This is a genomic window from Rhodococcus sp. SJ-3, from assembly GCF_051918125.1.
Lineage (GTDB): Bacteria > Actinomycetota > Actinomycetes > Mycobacteriales > Mycobacteriaceae > Rhodococcus.
Genome location: NZ_CM123306.1, coordinates 251,272 through 274,709, shown reverse-complemented (window position 1 = coordinate 274,709; position 23,438 = coordinate 251,272). Strand labels below are relative to the sequence as shown.

The 23,438-nt window shown below is 65.4% G+C and carries 23 protein-coding genes; 14 read left to right on the top strand and 9 right to left on the bottom strand.

From position 1 onward, the window contains the following. Positions 1-60 precede the first annotated feature (60 nt). The 8 genes from ACTDXD_RS01315 to ACTDXD_RS01280 all read left to right on the top strand — a co-directional run bounded on the left by ACTDXD_RS01315 (position 61) and on the right by ACTDXD_RS01280 (position 8,230). A complete protein-coding gene (locus ACTDXD_RS01315; protein ID WP_440125421.1) occupies positions 61-1,221 on the top strand; it encodes a M20 family metallopeptidase in 1,161 nt (386 codons plus the stop codon). Beyond that, entirely contained in the window at positions 1,218-2,378 is a 1,161-nt protein-coding gene (locus tag ACTDXD_RS01310; protein WP_440125420.1) for a M20 family metallopeptidase, read from the top strand. The genes ACTDXD_RS01315 and ACTDXD_RS01310 overlap by 4 nt, the downstream gene beginning before the upstream one ends. Positions 2,379-2,509: 131 nt before the next feature. Next, complete coding sequence (locus ACTDXD_RS01305; RefSeq protein WP_440125419.1) at positions 2,510-3,751, top strand: sensor histidine kinase; 1,242 nt, start codon at positions 2,510-2,512, stop codon at positions 3,749-3,751. Further along, positions 3,748-4,404: a response regulator transcription factor gene (locus ACTDXD_RS01300; protein ID WP_440125418.1), complete on the top strand. Its 657-nt coding sequence runs from the start codon at positions 3,748-3,750 to the stop codon at positions 4,402-4,404. The genes ACTDXD_RS01305 and ACTDXD_RS01300 overlap by 4 nt, the downstream gene beginning before the upstream one ends. Before the next feature lie 87 nt (positions 4,405-4,491). After that, the gene (locus ACTDXD_RS01295) at positions 4,492-5,706 is read left to right on the top strand and encodes a glycosyltransferase 87 family protein (protein ID WP_440125417.1); all 1,215 of its coding nucleotides are present in this window, start codon (positions 4,492-4,494) and stop codon (positions 5,704-5,706) included. Beyond that, on the top strand, positions 5,703-6,806 hold the full coding sequence (locus ACTDXD_RS01290; RefSeq protein WP_440125416.1) for a glycosyltransferase family 4 protein: 1,104 nt from the start codon (positions 5,703-5,705) through the stop codon (positions 6,804-6,806). Before ACTDXD_RS01295 ends, ACTDXD_RS01290 begins: the two co-directional genes overlap by 4 nt. Before the next feature lie 108 nt (positions 6,807-6,914). Next, positions 6,915-7,559 carry a hypothetical protein gene (locus tag ACTDXD_RS01285; RefSeq protein ID WP_440125415.1) on the top strand — a complete coding sequence of 215 codons (645 nt, stop codon included), beginning with the start codon at positions 6,915-6,917 and terminating at the stop codon, positions 7,557-7,559. Further along, a complete protein-coding gene (locus ACTDXD_RS01280) occupies positions 7,556-8,230 on the top strand; it encodes a hypothetical protein (protein WP_169685715.1) in 675 nt (224 codons plus the stop codon). The genes ACTDXD_RS01285 and ACTDXD_RS01280 overlap by 4 nt, the downstream gene beginning before the upstream one ends. Before the next feature lie 6 nt (positions 8,231-8,236). On the opposite strand, the gene ACTDXD_RS01275 is transcribed toward ACTDXD_RS01280, so the two are convergent. From ACTDXD_RS01275 to ACTDXD_RS01245, 7 genes are all read right to left on the bottom strand, one after another. After that, positions 8,237-8,449 (bottom strand): DUF4287 domain-containing protein, encoded by a 213-nt coding sequence (locus tag ACTDXD_RS01275; protein ID WP_440125414.1) that lies wholly within the window; start codon positions 8,447-8,449, stop codon positions 8,237-8,239. 209 nt (positions 8,450-8,658) lie between these two features. Further along, positions 8,659-9,063, bottom strand: coding sequence for a hypothetical protein (locus ACTDXD_RS01270; protein ID WP_440125413.1), 405 nt, complete (start codon positions 9,061-9,063; stop codon positions 8,659-8,661). A gap of 19 nt (positions 9,064-9,082) precedes the next feature. Further along, positions 9,083-9,589, bottom strand: coding sequence for a hypothetical protein (locus tag ACTDXD_RS01265; RefSeq protein WP_440125412.1), 507 nt, complete (start codon positions 9,587-9,589; stop codon positions 9,083-9,085). Beyond that, positions 9,561-10,370 carry an ABC transporter ATP-binding protein gene (locus tag ACTDXD_RS01260; protein ID WP_440125411.1) on the bottom strand — a complete coding sequence of 270 codons (810 nt, stop codon included), beginning with the start codon at positions 10,368-10,370 and terminating at the stop codon, positions 9,561-9,563. The genes ACTDXD_RS01265 and ACTDXD_RS01260 overlap by 29 nt, the downstream gene beginning before the upstream one ends. Next, the gene (locus ACTDXD_RS01255) at positions 10,367-12,058 is read right to left on the bottom strand and encodes a dipeptide/oligopeptide/nickel ABC transporter permease/ATP-binding protein (RefSeq protein ID WP_440125410.1); all 1,692 of its coding nucleotides are present in this window, start codon (positions 12,056-12,058) and stop codon (positions 10,367-10,369) included. The genes ACTDXD_RS01260 and ACTDXD_RS01255 overlap by 4 nt, the downstream gene beginning before the upstream one ends. Next, positions 12,055-13,065 (bottom strand): ABC transporter permease, encoded by a 1,011-nt coding sequence (locus ACTDXD_RS01250; protein WP_440125409.1) that lies wholly within the window; start codon positions 13,063-13,065, stop codon positions 12,055-12,057. Before ACTDXD_RS01250 ends, ACTDXD_RS01255 begins: the two co-directional genes overlap by 4 nt. Next, the gene (locus ACTDXD_RS01245; RefSeq protein WP_440125408.1) at positions 13,065-14,741 is read right to left on the bottom strand and encodes an ABC transporter substrate-binding protein; all 1,677 of its coding nucleotides are present in this window, start codon (positions 14,739-14,741) and stop codon (positions 13,065-13,067) included. Before ACTDXD_RS01245 ends, ACTDXD_RS01250 begins: the two co-directional genes overlap by 1 nt. 222 nt (positions 14,742-14,963) lie before the next feature. On the opposite strand from ACTDXD_RS01245, the gene ACTDXD_RS01240 reads away from it, so the two are divergent. Further along, positions 14,964-15,254, top strand: a complete 291-nt coding sequence (locus ACTDXD_RS01240; RefSeq protein WP_440125407.1) for a hypothetical protein — start codon at positions 14,964-14,966, stop codon at positions 15,252-15,254. After that, positions 15,254-16,735: an IS607 family element RNA-guided endonuclease TnpB gene (tnpB, locus tag ACTDXD_RS01235; protein ID WP_440125406.1), complete on the top strand. Its 1,482-nt coding sequence runs from the start codon at positions 15,254-15,256 to the stop codon at positions 16,733-16,735. Before ACTDXD_RS01240 ends, tnpB begins: the two co-directional genes overlap by 1 nt. 49 nt (positions 16,736-16,784) lie before the next feature. On the opposite strand, the gene ACTDXD_RS01230 is transcribed toward tnpB, so the two are convergent. Continuing rightward, complete coding sequence (locus ACTDXD_RS01230; protein WP_440125405.1) at positions 16,785-17,255, bottom strand: gamma-glutamylcyclotransferase; 471 nt, start codon at positions 17,253-17,255, stop codon at positions 16,785-16,787. 198 nt (positions 17,256-17,453) lie between these two features. On the opposite strand from ACTDXD_RS01230, the gene ACTDXD_RS01225 reads away from it, so the two are divergent. From ACTDXD_RS01225 to ACTDXD_RS01210, 4 genes are all read left to right on the top strand, one after another. After that, positions 17,454-18,851: an NAD(P)H-quinone dehydrogenase gene (locus tag ACTDXD_RS01225; protein WP_440125404.1), complete on the top strand. Its 1,398-nt coding sequence runs from the start codon at positions 17,454-17,456 to the stop codon at positions 18,849-18,851. Between the two features lie 72 nt (positions 18,852-18,923). Further along, complete coding sequence (locus tag ACTDXD_RS01220) at positions 18,924-19,352, top strand: VOC family protein (RefSeq protein WP_440125403.1); 429 nt, start codon at positions 18,924-18,926, stop codon at positions 19,350-19,352. Continuing rightward, on the top strand, positions 19,349-20,170 hold the full coding sequence (locus ACTDXD_RS01215; protein ID WP_440125402.1) for a MerR family transcriptional regulator: 822 nt from the start codon (positions 19,349-19,351) through the stop codon (positions 20,168-20,170). The genes ACTDXD_RS01220 and ACTDXD_RS01215 overlap by 4 nt, the downstream gene beginning before the upstream one ends. Before the next feature lie 213 nt (positions 20,171-20,383). Continuing rightward, positions 20,384-21,832, top strand: coding sequence for an ABC transporter substrate-binding protein (locus ACTDXD_RS01210; protein ID WP_440125401.1), 1,449 nt, complete (start codon positions 20,384-20,386; stop codon positions 21,830-21,832). 4 nt (positions 21,833-21,836) lie between these two features. Here ACTDXD_RS01210 and glpK read toward each other — a convergent pair whose 3' ends face one another. Beyond that, on the bottom strand, positions 21,837-23,351 hold the full coding sequence (gene glpK / locus ACTDXD_RS01205; protein WP_440125400.1) for a glycerol kinase GlpK: 1,515 nt from the start codon (positions 23,349-23,351) through the stop codon (positions 21,837-21,839). Between the last annotated feature and the right edge of the window lie 87 nt (positions 23,352-23,438).

The window sequence follows — 23,438 nt, the reverse complement described above, 5'->3', positions numbered from 1 at the left end:
CCCGACAGGATCGCGTGGCATCGTCGAACACGCCTGTCCGAACATGACAGACTGGGCAATGTGACGACCGAATCCGACAGTGCGATCGAAACTGTTTCAGACAGCTTGATCGCACTGTCGCATTCGATCCACGCGGAGCCGGAACTGGCGTTCGACGAGCACCGAAGCGCCGCCAAGATCATCGACGTTCTGCGCGACGCCGGGTTCGAGGTCCGCACCGGCGTCGCCGACCTCCCCACCGCATTCGATGCCCGATACGGCAGCGGTGAGCTCGTGCTCGCGTTCTGCGCCGAATACGACGCGCTCCCCGGCATCGGGCACGCCTGCGGACACAACATCATCGCGGCCGCGGCGGTCGGTGCAGGAATCGGACTGGCCGCGCTCGCGGACGAACTCGGCGTGACCGTCCGTGTGATCGGCACTCCGGCCGAGGAAACCGGTGGCGGCAAGGTCCTCATGCTGGAGCGGGGCGAGTTCGACGGTGTCGGTGCCGCACTGATGGTCCATCCGGGTCCCTTCGACATCACCGGGGCCACCTCGCTCGCACTCGCCGACATCGCCGTCTCCTACATCGGACAGGAAGCGCACGCCTCCGCGGCACCTGAATACGGGCGCAATGCGGCCGACGCCGCAACCGTCGCGCAGGTCGCGGTAGGTCTCATGCGACAGCACCTGATGCCGGGACAGCAGATCCACGGCATCGTCAGCGACGGTGGGGCAGCACCGAACATCGTGCCCGGGCACTCCGAGATGCTCTACTACCTGCGCGCGACCAGCGCAGGCCTGCTCGACGACCTCCGCGAACGCGCCGGACGCTGCTTCGAAGCCGGCGCCCTCGCCGCCGGCTGTACCCACAGCATCCGAACCGTGTCACCCACCTACACCGAACTCACTCCCGACCCGTGGCTGGTGCAGGCATATCGTGAAGAGATCATCGGTCTAGGGCGCGTACCGCTGCCCGTCGAAGAGGAAGGGTTCCGCCCGCTGGGCAGCACCGACATGGGAAACGTGACGAACGTCGTGCCAGGAATACACCCCGTCATCGGCCTCGACTCGGGTGGCGCCGTCACACACCAGGAAGCATTCGCGGCGGCGTGTATCACCGAGTCTGCCGACCGTGCTCTCCTCGATGGCGCTCGTGCACTCGCCGCGACCGCAGCCCGAGTTGCCATCGACGCCCCTCAGCGTGCGCGGCTGCTCGAAGGGGCGGGCCGCCGATGAACCCCTACGTGGAGAAGTGGCTCGACGAGCACGGCGGCGATCTGATCGCGTGGCGTCGCCACATCCATGCGAACCCCGAGTTGGCGAGGCAGGAGTATGCCACCACCGAACTCGTCGCGACCGAGCTGACCGCTGCCGGACTCGCACCCAAGGTGCTCCCACGGGGAACCGGTCTGATCTGCGATCTCGGGCCGACGGACGGGCCACGCATCGCCCTGCGCGCCGATATGGATGCCCTCCCGCTTCAGGAGATGACAGGTCTTACCTTCTCGTCGACCGTTCCCGGCGTCTCGCACGCGTGCGGGCACGACGCACACACCACCGTGTTGCTCGGGACGGGTCTGGCGCTCGCGTCGGTTCCCGAACTCCCTGTCGGTGTCCGGCTGGTGTTCCAGCCCGCGGAGGAAGTCATGCCCGGTGGTGCGCTCGATGTCGTCGCGGCCGGAGGTCTCGACGGGGTGTCCAGAATCTTTGCGTTGCACTGCGACCCGCGGCTCGAGGTCGGCAAAGTGGGGATGCGGGTCGGGGCGATCACCTCGGCGGCCGACACCATCGAACTCGTGCTCGATTCACCCGGCGGGCACACGTCGCGTCCACACCTGACGGGCGATCTCGTCTACGGGCTCGGCACCGTGATCACCGGACTCCCCGGTATGCTCAGCCGGCGCATCGATCCGCGGACCGGCACCGTCATGGTGTGGGGTGCGGTCAGCGCGGGCAAGGCCCCGAACGCCATCCCACGCACCGGCATGCTCGCGGGTACCGTGCGCACGGGCGACCACGAGACCTGGGAGTTGCTCGAACCGATGGTCCGCGAGATAGTGCACGGCCTTCTCGCTCCCACTGGAGTGAGCTACGAACTCCACTACCGCCGCGGTGTCCCGCCCGTCGTCAACGACGAAACTTCCGCGCGGATGTTCGAGGATGCCATTCACGCTGCCGGCCCCGGCATGCTCTCCGATACGCCGCAATCCGGCGGCGGGGAAGATTTCTCGTGGTACCTGGAACAGATCCCGGGTGCGATGGGGCGGCTCGGCGTGTGGTCGGGGTCGGGCCCGGAACTCGACATCCACCAGCCGACGTTCGATCTCGACGAGCGGGCACTCCCTGTGGGTGTGCGGGTACTCACCAACCTCGTGCTCGGCTCGGCCGTATAGCTCCTTCGCGAGGCGAACCCCTCGCGAAGGAAATAGCTCTCCAGAGGGATGTCCGACAGCGAACACTCGCTCTAGTGTCGGGTGTGCTCCATACGAGATCGAGGGCGGCCGCCGCGTCGTCACGTGTCCGGGTGGTCTCCCGTGCCTTGGTCCAGGCCGCTGTCGAGGCGTGGACACCGGAGAGGTCGTACGCTCCGCTGCGCCCGCGCGGGCCCAGCGGAACGATCGGACTCGTCGGCTCCGTGTTGTTGCTGACCGTACTGTTCGGCACGTCGGTCGGGCAGCTGACCGACATGGTGCCGTGGGTCGTGGCCGCGTACCTGCTCGGGGCGGTACAAGTGCTTCCGCTGGTGTTCGTGTTCGCGAGCCCGCTGGTGACATGGCAGCTGATGACCTTCGGATTTGTCGCGGGCACGGTCTCGGGACTGGTCCAGGACGAAGTTGTGCCGTGGCCGGTCGCGAGTTGCATCTCGGCGGGCGTGGCACTGATCGCACTCGCGTTGGGCCGGCCGCTTCGGATGGTATCGGCAGCAACATCGACTTCACTGATCCTGGTCGTCCTTCCTGCAATGTGGACGGTCGGCCTGCCGCTGCATGCGGTGGCGATGATCGCTGTTGCCGCCACGGGGATCGTGGCTGCCGGCACGGTCTTTCGGCGGCTGCGCGCCGCCGAGACGCATCTGGTCGTGGAACGAGGCCTGCGCCGTGAGCAGGAACACCGCGAAGCCATCACCCGCGAGCGCACTCGTATCGCGCGAGAGCTGCACGACGTGGTTGCCCACCACATGTCGATGATCGCTGTTCAGACACAGGCCGCGACGTTCACGCATCCGGAGCTGCCTGTGAGTGTCCACCGCACATTCGACGATATCCACACGGCTGCCGCGACCGCGTTGACCGAGATGCGCAGCGTCGTCGACGTCCTCCGAGAGCCCGAAGCCGAGGGCGGATCGGAAGCCCCCGTACTCGACCGGCTCGACGACCTGATAGCGGGCTGGCGCGGATCGTCGGGGAGGCAGGTGGACGTGTGCATGGTCGGCGCGCCGGAAACCGTGCCGCCGGAGATCTCGTCCGCGATGTACCGCATCGTCCAGGAAGCGCTGACCAATGCGCATCGGCATGCGGCCGGGCAGCCTGTGACCATAGAAGTTCGGATCGCTGCCGGACGCGCGCGTCTCACGGTGCGTAACGCCATCGTGTCCGGTCACTCGGTGCACGACGGTGGTGGGCACGGGTTGATCGGAATGCGGGAGCGAGCCGCAGCGTACGGGGGCACCGCGGAGATCGGTCCCGACGATCGCGGACGGTTCGTCGTCGATGTCGGGTTCGATTATCCTGCGGGAACACACGACGAACTCGGGGAGAAGCGGTGACGATTCGAGTGGTCGTGGCCGACGACCAGGCACTCGTCCGTGACGGAATCGCCGCGGTTCTGAACTCGCAGAACGATATCGAAGTGGTGGGCAGTGCCGCGGACGGTACGGAAGCAGTCGAACTCGTCGCGGCACTGGAACCCGATGTCGTGGTCCTCGACATCCGGATGCCCAGGCTCGACGGTATCGGGGCAGCGGAAGCGGTACTCACGCGACCGGACAATCGCACCCGGGTGATGATGCTGACCACGTTCGACCTCGACGACTACGTCTACGATGCACTGAGTCTCGGGGCAAGTGGATTCCTGTTGAAACAATCGCCCGCATCGGACTTCATCACCGGGGTCCGCACCGTCGCGGCGGGGGAGTCGATGCTCGCACCGTCGGTGACCACCCGTCTGATCGCCGAATTCACCAGGCGCAGGGGCACTGCGGTCGTGGAATCCGTTCGGGCGTCGGTGTTGACGCCGAGGGAGCGGGAAGTCCTGCAGGTGATGGCGCGCGGCATGTCGAACCCGGAGATCGCGTCGGAGTTGTCGGTGGCGGAGGAGACGGTGAAAACCCACATCGGCCGGATTCTCGGAAAGCTGGGCCTGCGCGACCGGACCCAGGCGGTCGTGTACTACTTCGAGCATCTCCAGGGGCGAGTCTGACCGAGCTGCTGTAGCTCGATCGAGCTAGATCGAAAATCGCTGTCACAGGGGATGTTCGGGTGACTCTACCGCCGTAGCGTTTCCCGCATGCTTCTCGAGCACGCACATTTTCGCCGCCCGGTACGTTTCGTTCCGGCGGATTTCCTTGCTCGCCCTTGGGTTCTGATGTACGGGGCCATGTCCGTGGGCACTTTCGCTTACGCGGCACTCACACACTTGCATCCGCATCGTGTATGGGCTTTGTGGGCAGTCGCCGGATACGTGGTCGCGGCCATGCTTACGGTGAAAGGACGCATCACGGCAGCTGCCGTGTCCGCCGCGATCGGTGCTGTTCTCGTGCCGGGAACGGCGTTGATCGCGACGAACACCGCCCAGCTCGAGGTGTCGGTGGTCGCAGAGTCGGCCGCATCTCTGGTCGCAACGGGTAGCCCTTACGCTCCGGATCCGTCGGTGCTCGACCAGTACAACCCGTACGGCCCGGCGATGACGCTCTTCGGCATACCCTCGCAACTGTTCCCGGAGAACAGGATCGGTGACCCGCGAATCTGGTTCGCGCTGTTCTTCGTTGCGTGTGTCCTGCTGACCGCGAAGATGATCCTGGCGCGGCCGCTCACGCACCACTCCTGGGTCCGGCTCACTGCGCTGATCGCGTCACCGGTGATCGCACTGCCGATGGCAGTCGGCGGAGTCGACCTTCCGGTTGTCGGTGCGGCGCTCCTCGGTCTCGCGGCGGCGACCCGAGGGCGCGTAGTGACGACGGTGGTCTCGTTCGCCTTCGCGTGCGCTCTCAAACCGCTCGCGGTTCCGGTCCTCGTGGTCGCACTCGCCCTGCTGGCTACGCGCCATGGCGGACGAACAGCCCTGTCTGCAGGGTCGGCGTGTGCGGCGCTGGCAATAGTGTTTCACGTTCCGGCCTTCACCGATCCGGCGGCATTCGTGCAGCACACTTTGTTCTTCCCGCTCGGGCGCACGGATGTTGTGACACCGGCCGGACACTCGCTCGTCGGTGGAGCACTCGCTCGTCTGGTGCCGTACGGCGCGACGCTCGCGTTGGTCGTTCTGGTCGTGGTGGGGATCTGTGCCGCTGTCATGCTTGTGCGGAACCCTCCGGATTCCTTCGTGCACGCCTCCGGGTTCGCTGCGGTCGGCCTGACGGTTCTGTTCCTGCTCGCGCCCACTTCCCGGTTCGGGTACTTCGTCTACCCGCTGATGCTCGGTGGAGTTGCCGCAGTGATCGCCCTCGAATCGACCTGTCGCCCGAAGCGGGCACCAGTGAATATCATTCGGGAGGCGGCGTGGTGAACACGCAGAACCGCATCCTGGTCGTGACCAACGATTTTCCTCCCAGGCTGGGTGGTATCGAAACGTTCGCGTTCGAGATGGTACGTCGTTTCGATCCGTCCGACGTGGTCGTCTATACCTCTGCGGAACCCGGCGCGTCTCGGTTCGACGCCCAGATGCCGTTTCGGGTGATCCGAGATCGTTCGCGCATGCTTGTCCCCACTCGTCGTGTGGCACGGACGGTGCAGTCGATCGCGGTCGCGCACGGGTGTGATCGTGTCTGGTTCGCCGCTGCGGCCCCGCTCTCGTCTCTTGCACACTCGCTGCGTGAGGTGGGTGTGAAGCGCATCGTCGCATCCAGTCACGGGCACGAAACATGGTGGGCAACATTGCCACCGACTCGGGCATGGTTGCGGCACATGGCTGGCAGTGTGGATGTCTTCACGTATATCAGCGATCACACCGCGGCAGCGCTGCGACCTGTCGTGCCCGACCGGACGTGCTTCACGCAACTGCGGCCGGGTGTCGACCCCGCCCTGTTCGCGGTGCCGAGTGGGCATGATTCCGATCGGACGCGGGGAGCTGTGATCGTGTGTGTTGCGAGACTGGTGCGCAGGAAGGGGCAGGACGCCTTGATCCGGGCGATGCCGATGATCCGTGACCGTCACCCGGACACCCGACTCGTGCTGGTCGGCGACGGTCCTCGACGTCGTGACCTGTGGGCGCTCGCCCGACGGCTCGGCGTATCCGATGCGGTGACCTTCGAGGGTGGTCTTCCGCACTCTCAGATCCCCGCAGTGCTCGCTGCGGCCGACATCTTCGCGATGCCGTGCCGCACCCGAAGGGCCGGGCTCGAGGAGGAAGGTCTGGGCATCGTGTTCCTGGAGGCGTCCGCAGCAGGGCTGCCGGTCATTGCCGGCGACTCGGGCGGTGCGCCGGAAACGGTCCTGGCCGGAGCCACAGGTCTCGTGACAGCGAACGATGCGGAATTGTCGAAGGCTCTGCTCATGCTGCTCGAGGACTCCGACGCCGCTACCCGAATGGGCAGCGCCGGACGGGAGTGGGCGAAGAATTGGACATGGGACGCCACCTGGAAGACGCTCGCAGGTCTCCTGGAGTGAACCCATTTGCGGAGGTGCATGAAAGTTGACCATTGGTTAAGAAAGGCTTACCTTAGGAGTCGTTACGTCACCTCACGAGCGTCATGCTCGACCTAACGGAAGAATCCTGTGTCAGCACCTGAACGCATCGCTTCCGGCCCAGGCGAATCTGCCTCCGCCGCACTCGCTCCGGTCCTACGAATCACCATGGGCTCCGACAACCTCGCGGGTGGTGTCCACGGTGATCCTCGACTCGGCGAGGTCGACATCTACCGCCTGCCGAGCATCGACCTCACGTCGGTGCGCGGCCTGATCATCGGCGGAGGGTCCGATCAGATCTTCCTCGAGCGAAACAAGGACCTGCTCACCGAGTTCGTCACCTCGGGTGGCCGGGTCGCGGTCATGGGGCACGTGCTCACCGGCTTTCTTCCGGGGCTGGGTGTGTGGCGCAAGCTGGCGTACACCGGGCCGAAAGACCTGGCGATCACTCTCGGCGACCCGCATCCCGTCTGGGACGGCATCGATCCTGTCGATCTGAGTACCCGCAAGGGCGTCACCGGGTTCTACGCGCGCGGCTACATCGACAAGATTCCGGAGGACGCCCTGGTCACCACCCGGATCGGACGCCACGCCCTCCCTCTCGACTACGTCTATCCCCTGGGAGAAGGTCAGGTGCTCGCGCACGGCGGCAACGACCTCACCGGCTGGGCGAACGACCCCAACAGCTCCTCGAAACTGACCACGCAACTCATCGATTGGCTGGTGCAGCGGTGACAACCATCGAACCCTTTGCTCGCACCGACCGCGCCTTCCGGAGTGGCAAGCGACTCGCAATCGTCCACGGCGGCACCTACTACCACCTGCAGACGATGAAGGACCCCGCTGTATTGGCATACCAACCGGACTTCCTCTATCTCCCGGAACTCGACGATGGTGATCTGGACGGATACGACACCGTCATCATCGGTGAGCGTCTCCATCCGGAACTCGTCGCGAAGAACGCCGCGCAGTTCAGATCTGTGGCCGAGCGCGGCGCCACCGTTGTCGCCCTCGGTGAAAGCGGCGCCCACAACTGGCTTCCGGGTGTGCAGTGGGAACAGCGACCCACGAATTTCTGGTGGTGGCTCACGAAAGAGGATCCGATGATCCGCACACGCAGCCACGACCACGAATCGTGGCAGTACCTGACCTCGAAGTCGGTCATCTGGCACCACCACGGCATCTACAACACCGATGCCGACGTCGTGCCTTTGCTCGTGTCGGAAGAGCCCGACGCCGAAGGTAATCCGCACGACGCAGGCATGATGCTGTACGAGGACACCGTCACCACCGCGGGCCGCATCATCGCGACCACACTTGATCCGATGTACCACCACGGCAGCAACTTCATGCCGGGCGCGACCCGATTCCTCTACGCGCTCCTGCGTTGGGTCGACAACACCTGAGTGCGGCTACTGAGCTCCGGGTTCCTTCAGGGTATGGGCCACAAGCGCATTCGCGTGACCGTGGCCCATACCGTGATCGGCTTTCAGCCAATTCACGAGCTCCATGTGTTTCGTCATATCGGATGAGCGGATCAAGGTCTTCCACTCTTCGATCGGGCGGCCGTATTTCTTCTCGATCGATGGGAAATACGATTCGGGGCCCTTCGTCTTCTCGGTCATGATCGAGAGGTTAGCGGTTGGGGGTGACACAGAATCACGGGTTGACCGTATCCGCGCCAGCGCATGCATGGTCGTCGGGGGACGGCGAACGCACGTTGTCGTTCCAGGTGGTCACCTGCTCGCGGTTCTCGACATCGACACCATGGACGGACTCGTCAGCCGGTCCAGATCATCCGAGCGTCAACGCGCACGCCTGTCGCGATGCCACCTCACCGTCTTGACCGGTACGCGTTCTGCGCGAATCGGGTGAGGACCGCGACGATCGTCAGGCCGGTGATCATGCCGAGGACCAGCAAGGTCAGCCCTATTGCCCACAAGCCGCTCGAATCCGATGATGCCGCATCGCGCGCCCACATTGCTGCGAACCCCGCGGTGACGCATGCGATCACCGCGATGCTGCCCCTGACCGAACAGCGCAGCGCCACGCATCCCGCGACGACGATGCAGGCGATCGTCGCTCCGCACGCGATCACCTGCATCGTCGAATAGGGCCCCTCCACACTGCCGTCCGGAAGTTCGCGGTAGCCAGAGTCCCAACCGAGCCACGCGAACCAGGCCGCCGCGGATGCAGTGGTGACGACGAGCGGGGTCAGTGCTGTGCGCGTGGTGGACATGGTCGTACGGTACGGTGACCTACCCGATGAGGTCGTAGACCTCATCCGCGGGCGCCGCGAGCAGGCGATCGGCCATCTCCTGCTTGAGGACCGTGAGTCGTGCATTCTCGGTCTCGGTGCGATCCGCCTTGCGTCCGAGGCTGATGAATTCGTCGGTGACGAACCCTTCCCGGATCTCGAGGCGCACGGTGGTGCCGCGGTAGGTCAGCACGAATACGTAGCGTTCGAGGGTCGAACCTCGGTCGGAGCGCTCGAGCGTCGAGTCGACAGTGAACCGTTCCTCCGTGACGGCGCGTGTCACCGCTTCGAACGTGTCGCGCACGCCTTGGCCGCGGTGCGCAGTGGCGACGGTGATCTCGCGACGTTCCGCTGGGGAGTCGGGGCTCAGAACCGGCAGGGCACGCTCGAGCACCTTGACGGCATGGGCGACGCCCCCGGGGAATCCTGGGCCGTGGTACTTCATGACATCGTCGACGGTGAAGTCGACTTTCATGCCGTCATCGACAAGTTGCAGTGGTGCAGACATTTCTTCTCCTGTAGGGCGGTTGGAGCGCGCCGGTCGCGGCGGCCACCAGGGACGCCGTGTACTGGTGCGAGGGGCTGGTGAGAACGTCGGTGGCACTTCCGGTCTCGACGACCCTCCCGTCCTGCATGACCATGAACGTGTCACAGCTGCGGGCTGCGAGCGCCAGGTCGTGGGTGATGTGGAGGACCGCGAGATCCTGGGTGCGCGCAAGTTCCGACATCAGATCGACGATCTCCACGCGCAGCGACGCGTCGAGACCGCTGGTGGGTTCGTCGGCGAGCAGGAGCCGGGGCCGGGTCACGAGTGCCCGCGCGAACGCGACGCGTTGTCGCTGCCCACCCGACAACTCGTGCGGGTAGCGATCGACGAAATCGGCAGCCGGTGCGAGCCGTACCGACGCGAGTGCGTCCAGCACAGCGTCTCGCCGGCCGGCCTTGTCACCGATGCGGTGGATCACCATCGGTTCCGCGACGATGTCGCCCACCCGCATGCCGGGTGGGAGCGACGCATACGGGTCCTGGAACACCAGGTGCATACCACGGCGAAGCGCCCTGCTCGTGCGCCGTGGTGCGGACACGAGATCGACACCGTCGAAGACGATGCTGCCGGACATCGCGGTCACGAGGCCTGCGATCGCACGCGCCACCGTGGATTTCCCGGCGCCCGAACCGCCGACCAGCGCGATGGATTCACCGAGCCCGACCTGCAGGTTCACGTCGGTCACCGCGGGTACCCCGTCGAAGACCACCGACAACGATTCGACCTCGAGCAACGGGCTCATGGGGCCACCTTCTCCCGGAGGGGTTCGAGCCTCGGAGCGGCGTCGACGAGTGCTCGAGTGTAGGGATGCTGCGGGTCGGTCGAGATCTGGGCGGCAGTACCGATCTCGACGAGATCGCCGTCCTTCATCACCGCGATGCGATCGGCGATCCGTTCGATCACCGGCAGATTGTGCGTGACGATCAGCAGTGCCAGCGAATGGCGCGTGCGCAGATCGTTGAGCAGAGCGAGTACCTCCGCCTCGCGGAGCACATCGAGACCACTGGTGGGCTCGTCCGCGATCACCACATCCGGTTGGTTCGCCAATGCCATCGCGATGACCACTCGCTGGCGCATACCGCCCGACAGCTGATGCGGATACGAGTCGGCACGGTCAGCTCCGAGCCCGACCTGGGTGAGCAGTTCGACGGTTCGGTTCCGTGCCTCACGCCGCCCGCACCTGCGGTGTGTACGAATTGCCTCGTCGAGCTGAGACCCGATGGTGCGCACGGGGTTCAGTGCGCTCAACGCCTCCTGCGGGATGAGGGAGATCCGGTTCCCCCGTATTTCTCGGACCTCGTCTTTCGACAGTGTTGCGACATCTCGGCCGGAGACGAGGATCCGTCCCGAGGTGATCCGTGCGGCGGAAGGCAGCAGTCCGATCGTGGTAGCGGCCACGGTGGACTTGCCGCTGCCCGACTCGCCGACGAGGCCGACGAGTTCACCGGGCGCAACGGTGAAGGAGACATTCGTTGCGCCGCGGCCGTTCTCGCCGTACACCACCGTCAAATCGTCGACGATGAGGGGTGCGGTCGGATTCTCCTCGGTCACAGGGATATCGACCGGGCGAGTCTTCCGGCGCAGACGTGACCGCGCACGGGTGAGAACCGGGCGTGACCGCTCTTCGATAGCGTTCCCGAGCAACGCGAACCCGAGTACCGTGACCGCGATAGCGATGCCGGGTGGCAGGACCCACCACACCCACGCGTCGGTGAGAAACGCATTGCGTGCGTGTGCCATCGACAGCATCGAACCCCAGCTCGCCGCCGAGATGTTGCCGAGTCCGAGGAATGCCAGTGATGCTTCGAGCAGGATCGCGGTCTTGACGGTGAGCACGAACTGCGGGATCACGAGCGGGAAGATGGCCGGGAGAATGTGCCGGCGTAGCACATACAGCGGGCCGGCGCCCATTGCCCGTTCCGCCTGGATGTAGTCCCTCTCGCGCAGGGTGAGCACCTGCGACCGCAGTTCCCGGGCCAGGCCCGCCCACAGCACCGCCGAGATCACTGTGATCTGTGTGGTCAGGCCGGGGCCGGCGAAGACTCCGATGACGATGGTCAGCGGCAGTACCGGCAACGACAGGATCACGTCGACGACGCGCATCAGGATTGCATCGGTGGCTCCGCGCACGTATCCGGCGGCAATGCCCACCACGGTGCCGATCGTCGTTGCGACGAGTGCGGCAACCACGCCGACGAACAGCGAGATCTGGGCGCCGTGGATGAGCATCGACAGCAGATCGTGTCCCACGTCGTCCGCGCCGAGAAGGTGCTCGGCCGACGGCTTGGAGAACGGCCGTGTGACGCGCTCGGTCGGGTCGTACGGCGCGAGCCACGGTGCGGCGACCGCACACAGCAGAAGGATGCCCAGAATGACTGTGCCCACGAGTGCGAGGCGCTGCGAGCGGGTTTTCGTGCCGAGAAGCGTCATGCCGGTATCCCTTCCGGTGATCGAGCGTCGTGCCGCTTCGCTGCGGTCCGGTCCTTGCGCACCCGCGGGTCCAGCAACGGATACGTCAGGTCCGCGAGCAGATTCGCCGCGATGATGCCGACGGTGGCGAGCAGGAACGCACCCTGAAGCAGCGGATAGTCACGTGCGGTGACAGCGTCGAAGGTGAGCTTGCCCAGACCGGGATAGGCGAAGACGGACTCGACGACGACAGCTCCCGACAGCAGCACACCCACGGTGAGGGTGAGCGTGGTGTACACGGGCAGCAGAGCGTTGCGCAGGGCGTGTCCGACCGCGACACGGAACTCGCCGAGTCCCTTCGCACGGGCGAGCCGGATGAACGGCTCGTCCAGCACGCCCACCATCGACGCACGGGTCATGAGGAAGAACCCGCCGATACCGGCGATGGTGAGCGTCGCGACGGGGAGAGCCATGCGGGACGCGACTTCGGTGAGCCATCCGAATCCGGTGGCATCGAATGAGGCCGCGCCGTACGACGGGAACCACCCGAGTGTTACCGAGAACACCGCGATGAGGATCATGCCGATCCAGAAACCGGGCATCGAATCGATCGCGAGAACCGTGACGACGGTCCCGGTTTCCTTCGCGGAGCCACGGCGCCATGCCGCCCATGCGCCGAGCAGAGAGCCGATGACGAATGCGAGTAGCGTTCCGATGCCGACCAGTGCGATCGTCCACGGAAGCTTCTCCCACAGCACATCGAGAACGGGACGATTGTGCTGCACGGACATTCCGAGATCTCCGTGCAGCAGACCGGACCAGAAGGAGACGTACTGTTCGAGGATCGGCCGGTCGAGCCCGTAGTCTGCGCGCATCTGCGCGATGTACTTCGGGTCGAGCGACTGCTGGTCGCCGCCGTAGAGATAGTTGACGGGATCACCCGGTGCCAGGTGCGGTAGCGCAAAGTTCAACGTCACCGCGGCCCACAGAACCAGGGCGTACTGCCCCGCCCGGCGCAGGACGGTCATCAGTCCTGCGGCGCTTCCGCGTTCGCGGCGTCGACGACGTCGGAGGGCAGGAACGACCACTTGTGGACGATGCCGTAGCCGGGGGTCTCGACCCATCCGGCGAATCGGTCGGAGCGGAACGCCCAGGTCTCGTCCGGGTAGTACAGGGCGATGGCGGTGGGCTGGCGGTTGAACAGTTCCTGCATCTCCTGCATTGCCGCGATGCGCGACTCATTGGTCTCGGTGACGCGCCACTTCTCGTACAGCGCATCGAATTCCGGGTAGGCGAGATCGGGATGCTTCCACAGGTTTCCCGAGCGGTGCGACATGATGAACTGTGTGGAGTCGGCCACCGCATGTGGGCTGTTCGTGGTGACGTAGAGGTCGAAGTTCTTCTTCGCAGAGGCGTCCGAGAGCGACCCGGCGTCGAGCGGGCTGACGACGACGTCGATACCGACCTCGGCGAAGTCCTCCGCAATCAATTCGGCGGCGCGGACCTGCGGCGCGTCACCACCGTTGACGATCAACGTGAACGCCGCGGCTTCTCCGGCCGGGTTCTCGCGCGTACCGTCGCCGTCCACGTCCTTCCACCCGAGTGAGTCGAGCAGCGCGGTGGCCTGAGCCGGGTCGTACGGGGTGGATGCGTCCGGATCGGCGAACGGTGCATCCGGATGGACGTAGCCCTGGGTGCCGGGGCGGCCCTGGCCGAGGCCGACGAGGTCGAGCATCTGATCGCGATCCACCGCGAAGTTCAGTGCGGCACGGAAGTCGGCCTGTGCGAAGGGTTCACGGGTGAAGTTGAGCTTCAGCTCGGGGTAGGTCAGCGGCGCCACGGTGATGGTGCCGATGTCGTTCGATGCGGTGAACTGATCGACCAACTCCGGGGTGAGCGCGCGATCGACCGCGTCGACCTGGCCGGAGCGCAGGGCGGTGAATGCGGCCGAAGAATCGGCGATCACCGGCATGACCAGTTCGTCGACCGTCGGAGCACCGGGGAAGTAGTCGGCGTTGGCCTCGAACTTGTACCCGGTGGTCGGGCTGTAGTCGACAAGCTTGAACGGCCCGGTGCCGATCGGGAGGTCGGTCACCTCCTTCGCCTGCGCGGGGTCGACCTTCGACCAGATGTGCTCGGGGAGGACGGGAAGATCGGCGAGCGTGACCGTGCCGAGTTCGGGGCAAGCGTAGTCGCACACGAACCGCACCGAGGTCGGGCTCGTCGCTTCCACCGTCGAGATCGACGGTGTGTCGTTGACGTGGTGTGTGAAACGTCCGGTCGGCGCGGCATGCATGTAGTGGAAGCTGAAAGCGACATCGTCGGCGGTGAACGCTTCGCCGTCGTGCCAGTTCACGTCGTCGCGCAGATCCACCTCCCAAGTCGTGGCGTCGACCTGTCGGACATCGGTGGCCAGCCACGGCTGCGGTTCGGCGACGTACGGCGAGGGGGAGAGCAATTTGTCGTAGACGAGTTCGGTCATCTGGTCGGACGCACCGGCGAAGATGTTGAGGGGTCCCGTGTCCTTCGCGACGGCGACCGTCAGAGACTCGGCTTCGGCCGGCCCGTCCGCGCTGGACGATGACGTGTCGGACGAGCCGCATGCGGCCGCGAGAAGCGCGGGAATCAGGATCAGTGCGGGTACGGCAGAGCGCGCTCCCGCCGATCGGGGCGTGGCGGGTCCACGCCGGTTACTGCGAATCACGAGGGGTCCACACTCTTTCTCGATGCCAAGATTGGCTTACCTAAGTTTGGTTAGCGTGACCTTATACCACCGCTCGACAATGCAGAAAGGTGTGGTTCCGAACCCGGTATCCGGGCTCGGAACCACACCTTCGAGAAAGGGGTTACGAACTGCTCGACATTCTGTGAGCAAATGTGAACAAACATGACCGAATGTGTTCACAATGCGTGTGAAGCCGACCGAATGGGCGCACCCACAGGCTACATGTCGGACCCCTCTGCGAGCATGATCATCGTGACGTACCGCAACCGTCCGGTCCGGCTCGGAGCCCTGCATCCGACGGTGGCCCTGCCGGCGCAGGACCGCCGGATCGTGGCGGGCGATCATGGTGAGACCGAGGACGATCCGGTGCGGGACCTCATCGAGGATCCGACCTCGAGGTGTCCCCGCCTCTACCGCCACAACCGTGCGCGCACTCGTGCGATGCGGCCGGTCACCACCACGCATCACCGGCCTGTCGAGGCGAGATCCTGATGGCCAGATTCGAGATCCCCGACGGCTGGACCGCGCAGGCCTACACGTTCGCGCTCGACCCCACACCCACCCAGATACGAGCATTCCGCTCGCACGCCGGCGGGGCCCGTAAGGCGCACAACACGATGCTCGCCGCCGTGAAAGCGGTCATGAACCAGCGGCAAGCCGAACGCACCTACGGCCTCGACGAGGACGAGTTGACACCGGCATTGGGATGGTCACTCGCGGGTCTGCGCAAGCAGTGGAACGCCCGCAAACACGAGGTCGCGCCGTGGTGGGCCGAGAACTCCAAGGAGGCCTACAACTCCGGGTTGGACGCGCTCGCTCGGGGATTGGACGCGTGGTCGACATCCCGCAAAGGTATGCGGGCCGGGAAAACGATCGGGTTCCCTCGCTTCAAGACCGTCCGGTCCCGCCGATCGGTGCGGTTCACCACCGGCACCATCGGTGTCGAGACCGACCGGCATCATGTCACCCTGCCGAGGTTGGGGCGGATCCACACCTGCGAGTCCACCCGGAAACTGGCCCGCCGGATCGAGGCGGGCACCGCCCGGATCCTGTCTGCCACCTTGTCCGAGGATTCGGCGGGTCGGTGGCATGTGGCGTTTCAGGTTCTCGTGCACCGTGCTGTCGCCGTGCCGGGGCATGTCGGTGAGGGTGAGTCGGTGGTCGGTGTCGACGTCGGCGTCAAAGCCGACTCCCTGATCGTTGTCGCGACGCCGGACGGACGCGAACTCGACCGGGTTCCGGCACCGAAGTCCCTGACCGCAGCCCAAGCCCGGCTGCGGGCCTTGCAGCGCAGGGTCGCGCGGCAGCACGGCCCCTACGATGTGGCCACCGAGACGAAGCAGAAACCGTCGAAACGCTGGATCACACAGCAACGCCGGATCGGCCGCACCCACGCCCACGCCGCTGCGGTGCGCCGCGACGTGGTGCACAACGCCACCACCGAGTTGGCGCAGCGGCATCGGGTGATCGCGGTGGAAACATTGAACGCGAGTGGGATGCGGTCGGCGGGTGGGGCGCGGAAGAGGGGCCTGAACCTGGCTCTGTCCGACGCGGCGTTGGTGCAGGTCCGCCGGATGCTCGGCTACAAAACCACGTGGTACGGCTCGGTGTTGATGGAGGCCGGCCGGTACTTTCCGTCCAGTAAATTGTGTTCGGGGTGTGGCAGGCGAAAACCAAACCTGGCTCTCGCGGACCGGATGTATGTGTGTGACCACTGCGGAGTGACGATCGATCGTGATCGTAATGCCGCGATCAACCTCGCCCGCCTCGGCGAGACCCACCGCACGGGTGCTACGGGGACCGGTACCGGGAGTAGCCCGGCCGCCACCGATTCGGGTGGGGACGGACGTGGAGCCACGCGGGAGTCCGCGACCACACCAGTGGTCAACGCTGCAGGCGAGGAAGCGTCAACCCGGCACCAGCAGTTGCTGGGTGAGTCCGGGACTGTCTCATCGGAAGGTGAGGCTGCCTGATGGGAAAGCACACAGAGCATGTTGACGTTTGCTCACCAGAAGGCAACGGCTAGAAGGAGTCGGGACGCCCCGGGCCGACGTTGCGGCTGTTGCGGGTGCGCAGGTTCATCACATAGTCCGACGGAGCGCCTGCGATCTCTGCGGCGTCGGCCATCACGCCCAGATAGCGAGCGGACGGAAGCCCGCCTTCGTATCCGTCGACGACATACAGCCAGGCAAGGGCGGGCCCGTCGGCGGTGTCGATGCGGACGCGGATCTTGCGGTGGAAGCCGAGTTCGGCGCCCTCCCAGCGGTCGAGGCTGCGCTCGTCGTCCTCGGGTACGTCGTACAACACCACGAACACCTTGGAATCGGCGTCCTCCACCACGGTCGCCAGTGCGCCTTCCCAGCCGATATCGGCGCCCGCGAACGTCAGCCGCCACCCGTGCAACCAGCCGGTGCCGGACATCGGCGAGTGCGGGCAGCGCGTCAGCATCTGCTCCGGATGCATGTTGGACCCGTAGGCGGCGTAGATCGGCACGTCCACAAGGCTAACGGTTCGGTCTCGATCGCACCGTGCCGGGCGTCGCCAGCGGTGACCGAGTCGCCGACACCGTTGCACGGTCTGTCTGCGCCGTGTACCCGCGGTGGCATAGCGTTGTCGCGGGCGTTCGCACACCCCCGCGGATGCCCGAGTTCGGCCCGATACCCTTATTCGGAATCGATACAGAGGAGAACAATGACTCGGATTGTCATCATCGGCGGCGGACCCGCCGGTTACGAGGCGGCGCTCGTGGCAGCGCAGTACGGCGCGTCGGTGTCTCTGATCGATTCGGACGGCATCGGCGGCGCATGCGTTCTCTTCGACTGCGTCCCGTCCAAGACCTTCATCGCCTCCACCGGCGTCCGCACCGACATGCGCCGCGCCGCCGACCTCGGCATCGAACTCGAACGCACCTCCGTCGCATTGCCGCAGGTGCATGCACGTGTCAAGAGCCTCGCACGTGCACAGTCGGCCGACATCCGCACGAAACTCGAGGCTGCAGGAATCTCGCTGCTGTCCGGGTACGGCGAGCTGATCGATCCCGAGATCGGGATGGCCGCCCACAAGGTCCGCGCCAAGCTGTTCACAGGTGAAGACAAGGTGCTCGACGCCGATGTGGTGCTCATCGCGACCGGCGCGAGTCCGCGCGTTCTTCCCAATGCAGAACCCGACGGCGAGCGCATCCTGACGTGGCGTCATCTCTACGACCTCGACAAGCTCCCCGAGCATCTCGTCGTGGTCGGCTCCGGTGTGACCGGCGCGGAGTTCGTCTCGGCATACACCGAGGTCGGGGTCCAGGTCACTGTGGTCTCCAGTCGCGACCGCATCTTGCCTCACGAGGACGAAGACGCGGCACTCGTGCTCGAGGAAGTGCTCACCGAACGCGGCGTCACCCTCGTCAAGCACGCGCGCGCCGATTCGGTCGAACGCACCGGAAACGGCGTCCGGGTGCTCCTGTCGGATGGTCGCGTCGTCGAGGGCAGTCACGCACTCATGACGGTCGGATCGGTCCCGAACACCCAGGGCCTGGGACTCGACAAGGTAGGACTCGAACTCGACCGGGGCGGCTACCTGCCCGTCGACCGTGTGTCGCGCACGTCGGTGCCGGGAATCTACGCCGCAGGCGACTGCACCGGCCTCCTGCCGCTCGCCTCCGTCGCCGCGATGCAGGGGCGCATCGCGATGTACCACGCGCTCGGCGAGGGCGTGAGCCCCATCAAACTCAAGACGGTCGCTGCGGCAGTGTTCACCCGCCCCGAGATCGCGGCCGTGGGTGTCAGTCAGGCAACCATCGACAAGGGCGAGATTCCTGCCCGCACAGTGATGTTGCCGCTCAACACCAACCCACGGGCGAAGATGTCCGGGTTGCGACGCGGCTTCGTCAAGATCTTCTGCCGCCCCGCGACCGGTGTGGTGATCGGCGGAGTGATCGTCGCGCCCAACGCATCCGAACTCATCCTGCCGATTGCCTTGGCGGTACAGAACAACCTCAATGTGACAGACCTCGCGCAGACCTTCTCGGTGTACCCGTCGCTGAGCGGGTCGGTGACCGAAGCCGCTCGGCAGTTGATGCGGCACGACGACCTGGGCTGATCGGCCGGGTCACACGCGATGGCGGCGCCGGGGTTTGACTCTCCCCCCGGGGGAGGGAAGACGGTGAGATGTATGAGCACCTTCACAACACGGAGTACATCCGTCACGCAAAGCATCTTTCCCGTCGTCCCGGTCGCCGACATCCGCCGCAGCTGCGACTTCTATGTCGGTCTCCTGGGGCTGACCGTCGTGTACGACAGCGACTGGTACGTCCAGCTGCAATCATCGACCACCGAATCGGTGCAGCTCGGGCTCGTCATACAAGGCCACGAGACGATCCCGGAGGGTTTCCGCGGATCGCCCGCGGGAGTGCTCGTCTCGGTCGAGGTCGACGACGTCGACGCGGTCCACGACTGTGCGAGGGCGGCAGGACTGCCCATCGCCTCGAGTCTGCGCAGTGAGGACTTCGGGCAACGGCATTTCATGACCGTCGACCCCGACGGTCTGCTCGTCGATGTGATCACGGTGATTCCGTTCACGGATGGCACCGGCGCGACATGACCGATCCGACGCAGTGGATGAGTATCGGTGAGTTTGCGCGGGCGTGCAGACTCACTGTGAAAGCCCTGCGTTACTACGACCGCGAGGGACTGCTTACCCCGGGTCGAGTCGATCCGCACACCGGATACCGGTACTACGCGCCCGCCCAACTCGCATCGGCGCTGAGGGTCGGCCTGCTCCGTCGAGCCGGAGTTTCTGTCGCCGCGATCCGCCGCATCGTCGATGATCCGGCGGGCGGTGCGGATGTGCTGGCCGTCGAGCGTGCCCGTATCGAGCACGAGGCCGAGCGGGCAATGCGCTCGCTCGCCCTCGTCGGTTCGCTCGAAGAGCTTGCCGCAATGAAACTTCCGGTTCGGCTGCGACGCATCGACGATCAGGTCGTGCTGTGGCGCGAAGGCAGTGCTGAGGTGGATGACCTCGACAGCACCGTTGCTGCGTCGATCGAAGGCCTCCTCGGGGACGCACTTGCGCTGGGTGTCGACACGGAGGCGCCGGTGGTCGGTCGATATCCGGTAGTGCTCGAGGGGACCGTCGACTTCGGGGTGGGCATCGAAGTCGCTCCCGAAGCCGGCGTCGACGCTCTTCTGATGCCAGGCGGTCTTTTCGCAGCGGTGGACTTCACTGGTCCGGCGTCGCTCCTGCCCGTTGCCTATCACGCCCTGTTCGCAGACCTCGCGGCGCGCGGAGTCGATGCCGTGGGCCCGGTACGCGAGTACTACCTCACCGATCCGGCAGAGGTCGGCGCCGAGAACATGCTCACGAGGGTCGTCCACCTCGTGCCCGAGCCTGATGCGAAGCGGTCGGCATTCCCCCTGTAAATCTTATGGTGTGACTTACAGTAATAACGTAGTCTCGGTCTCGTCCAGGAGGGGCTGCCGGGAAGGGTGCCAATGTTTCGAGGGAGACTGTCATGGAGGGGGCGCACCATCGATGCGGCAGCGGCCGCGGTATGCTCGGTCCTGCTGCTGAGCGCGTGTGTCGGATCGGATTCTGCTGGTACACAAGGTGATTCTGCAGAAATTGGAGATCCGGTGGCGGGCGGTGTCGCGAACATCATCCAGATGGGTGAGCCGCGAACCCTCGACCCCGCGGCCATGAGCAACACCTATGCGGGATCGTCCCTGCTGGGAAATGCGCTGTACGGCACATTGATGACCACCGACGTCGACACCCTCGAGATCGGATATGGCCTGGCCACCGACTTCTCGAGCGACGACGGCGGCACCACGATGGTGCTCACGCTCCGGCCCGACGTGACGTTCTCCGACGGAACACCGCTCGACGCCGAGGCGGTCAAGTTCAACTGGGATCGGTTGCGCGACCCCGCCACCGCGTCGGGATCGATCGGTGAGGCATCGCAGATCGCCTCGACCGAGGTGCTCGGCCCGACGACACTCGAGGTCACGTTGACCGCACCGAACCCGAACTACGCACACAGTGTGATCGTCAGTTCGATGAACTGGATAGCTTCGCCTGCGGCGCTGCAACAGGGCGCGGCAGCATTCGACGAGAACCCGATCGGTGCAGGTCCTTTCACGCTCGCAACGTGGTCCCGGCAGAACGTCATCGAGCTCGAGAAGAACCCACGGTATTGGGATGCGCCCAGGCCGTACCTGGACGGCCTCACGATCCGTACGTCCCCCGACACCACACAACGACTCAATTCGATCACCACCGGCGGTGCCGACCTCGCCTCGGACAGCAACTGGAACACCCTCGCCAAAGCCGAGAACGCCGGAACGGCCGTCGAGATCGTGCCGATGGGCGGTGGGCAGTATCTGGGCATGAACAACCGTCGCGCTCCCTTCGATGATCCGCGTGCCCGACGGGCGGTGGCGCTCGCCGTGGACCTGGATGCGATGAACACGACCGTCTACAACGGCGAAGGTGTCGTTCCCGAGACCCTCTTCCTGGAGGAGTCTCCGTGGTACTCCGACATCCCGCTGGGCCGACACGATGCAGACACCGCACAGCAATTGTTCGATGAACTGGCGGCGGAAGGGAAGCCGGTGTCGTTCACCTTCACCACCTTCCCGACCGTGGAGAACAAGGCGGTCGCCGAGACCGCACAGGCACAGCTGAGAGCATTCGACAACGTCGACGTCGAGGTCGAGGTCCTCGATTTCCCCGCGGCCTTCGCGCGATTCGGTACGCGCGACTTCGACATGATGGTGCACGGCGTGACCATTCAGGACCCCGATCACTCGCTCTGGTCGAGTTTTCACTCGACGTCCAAGGGGAACATCGTGGGAGTCGACGATCCCGACCTCGATGCGGCGCTCGATGCCGGTCGTGTCGGCACGACCGTCGAAGAGCGCACCGCCGCGTACGAGGTCGTGCAGCAGCGCTTGGCAGAGCTGACCCCAGGTGCGTGGTACGTCCGGCCCGCGCCGGCGGTGCTCATCGGCGACCACGTGCACGGGGTCCGCCTCTCCGGACTCGGTGCGCCGATTCCCGACGGCATGTGGGTCACCGAGTAGGTCATCACGCCCAGTCGTAGGTGCGTTCGACCGCCTTGTTCCATGCGGCGAAGAGACGCTCACGTTCGGCCGTGACCATGTGGGGTTCCCACGTCTTGTCGGCGGCCCAGTTCCGTCGGATGTCGTCCTCGCCACTCCAGTAGCCAACGGCAAGACCGGCCGCATAGGCCGCGCCGAGCGCAGTGGTCTCCGGCACGATCGGACGAACCACCGGCACGGCGAGCATGTCTGATTGGAACTGCATGAGCATTTCGTTCGCGACCATTCCGCCGTCGACCTTGAGTGTGCTCAGTTCGACGTGCGAATCGGCGCGCATCGCTTCGAGCACCTCCCGTGTTTGGAATGCCGTGGCCTCCAGGGCGGCTCGGGCCAGGTGGCGCTTGTCGACGAACCTCGTGAGTCCCACGATCACTCCGCGTGCGTCGGGTCGCCAGTGCGGCGCGAACAGTCCGGAGAACGCCGGAACGATATAGGCGCCGCCGTTGTCGGGCACCGCCGACGCGAGGGTCTCGATCTCGGCGGCGGAGTTGATGATGCCGAGGTTGTCGCGCAGCCATTGCACGAGTGATCCGGTCACCGCGATCGACCCTTCGAGGGCGTACACGGCGTCGGCGTCACCGATGCGATAACACACGGTGGTGAGCAGGCCGTGGGTGCTGTGCACCGGCGTCGTACCGGTGTTGAGAAGCAGGAAATTGCCCGTGCCGTAGGTGTTCTTGGCCTCCCCGGGCGAAAGGCACGCCTGACCGAAGGTTGCGGCTTGCTGGTCGCCGAGGATGCCGGCAACGGGAACCCCGGCAAGCGGGCCCCGCTCGCGCGCATATCCGTAGACCTCCGACGAACTACGAATCTCCGGCAGCATGGACATGGGAATCCCGATGTCGTCACAGATCTGTGGATCCCACTGCAGGGTCTCGAGATCCATCAGCATCGTGCGCGACGCGTTGGTGACGTCCGTGACATGGACACCCGGTGGGTTGCCGTCCTGCCCACAGCCGCCGGTGAGGTGCCACAGAATCCAGGTGTCGACCGTGCCGAACGCGAGACGGCCCGCCTCGGCTTTCTCCCGCGCCCCGTCGACGTTGTCGAGGATCCACCGAACTTTCGGGCCGGAGAAATAGGTGGACAGCGGCAGCCCGGTAGTGGCGCGATACCGATCGGGTCCGGCATCACCCGCAAGTTGCTCCACCAGCCGATCGGTCCGAGTGTCCTGCCACACGATCGCGTTGTACACCGGCTCGCCGGTGGTGCGATCCCACACGATCGTGGTTTCACGCTGGTTGGTGATCCCGATCGCAGCGACGTCCTTCCTGCGCAGATCCGCCTTCGCGAGAGCCGCAGCACCCACTTCGCGAGTGTTGAGCCACAGTTCCTCAGGGTCATGCTCGACCCAGCCGGCCTGCGGGAAAACCTGCCGATGTTCCTTCTGAGCAACCGACACGACGCGCCCGTCGTGGTCGAAGATGATGCATCGACTGGACGTGGTGCCCTGGTCGATCGCGGCGATGTACTGGTTCACGGGAGTCCTCGAGGTATCGGAAGAGTGTTCACTGCACAGCACTGTGCGGTCGAACCTACTAGCGTTGTACAGGACATGTCGGCGACT

Coding starts and splice junctions, on each gene's coding strand:
- ACTDXD_RS01310 (WP_440125420.1), top strand. CDS start 1,218: ATGAACCCCTACGTGGAGAAGTGGCTCGACGAGCACGGCGGCGATCTG.
- ACTDXD_RS01295 (WP_440125417.1), top strand. CDS start 4,492: ATGCTTCTCGAGCACGCACATTTTCGCCGCCCGGTACGTTTCGTTCCG.
- ACTDXD_RS01275 (WP_440125414.1), bottom strand. CDS start 8,449: ATGACCGAGAAGACGAAGGGCCCCGAATCGTATTTCCCATCGATCGAG.
- ACTDXD_RS01270 (WP_440125413.1), bottom strand. CDS start 9,063: ATGTCCACCACGCGCACAGCACTGACCCCGCTCGTCGTCACCACTGCA.
- ACTDXD_RS01265 (WP_440125412.1), bottom strand. CDS start 9,589: ATGTCTGCACCACTGCAACTTGTCGATGACGGCATGAAAGTCGACTTC.
- ACTDXD_RS01260 (WP_440125411.1), bottom strand. CDS start 10,370: ATGAGCCCGTTGCTCGAGGTCGAATCGTTGTCGGTGGTCTTCGACGGG.
- ACTDXD_RS01255 (WP_440125410.1), bottom strand. CDS start 12,058: ATGACGCTTCTCGGCACGAAAACCCGCTCGCAGCGCCTCGCACTCGTG.
- ACTDXD_RS01250 (WP_440125409.1), bottom strand. CDS start 13,065: ATGACCGTCCTGCGCCGGGCGGGGCAGTACGCCCTGGTTCTGTGGGCC.
- ACTDXD_RS01240 (WP_440125407.1), top strand. CDS start 14,964: ATGGGCGCACCCACAGGCTACATGTCGGACCCCTCTGCGAGCATGATC.
- tnpB (WP_440125406.1), top strand. CDS start 15,254: ATGGCCAGATTCGAGATCCCCGACGGCTGGACCGCGCAGGCCTACACG.
- ACTDXD_RS01225 (WP_440125404.1), top strand. CDS start 17,454: ATGACTCGGATTGTCATCATCGGCGGCGGACCCGCCGGTTACGAGGCG.
- ACTDXD_RS01220 (WP_440125403.1), top strand. CDS start 18,924: ATGAGCACCTTCACAACACGGAGTACATCCGTCACGCAAAGCATCTTT.
- ACTDXD_RS01215 (WP_440125402.1), top strand. CDS start 19,349: ATGACCGATCCGACGCAGTGGATGAGTATCGGTGAGTTTGCGCGGGCG.